The sequence below is a fragment of the Streptomyces sp. WM6372 genome (genome assembly GCF_001279655.1).
Classification (GTDB): Bacteria; Actinomycetota; Actinomycetes; order Streptomycetales; family Streptomycetaceae; genus Streptomyces.
The window spans coordinates 1-276 of sequence record NZ_LGDB01000154.1; the positions used below are offsets into that span (position 1 = coordinate 1).

The 276-nt window shown below is 64.5% G+C and carries 1 protein-coding gene; it reads right to left on the reverse strand.

Going from position 1 to position 276, the window contains the following annotated elements:
• Nucleotides 1-26: 26 nt before the first annotated feature.
• A partial coding sequence (locus ADK52_RS42305) for a hypothetical protein (RefSeq protein WP_199828494.1) occupies nucleotides 27-276 on the reverse strand: 250 nt, incomplete at its 5' end.

The following is a 276-nucleotide window of genomic DNA, read 5'->3' on the forward strand; positions in this document are numbered from 1 at the left end:
GGTGTGGGGTGGGTGTCGGATTGCGGTCAGCGGCTGGTGCCGCCGAGACCGGACGGACCCTGCCAAGCACCATTGCTCACCCAGTCATTGGCGAGACTTCCGTTGGTGTCGACGAACGCGACGTGCGTCCCGGCTGCGTCCGTAGCGAGACCGGAACCCGCCCGAGCCTGACCACCAATCCCCGACGGACCCTGCCAGGCACCATTGCTCACCCAGTCATTCGCAACACTGCCGTTGGCATCGATGAAGAAGATGTGGTCACCGGCCGCATTGAAC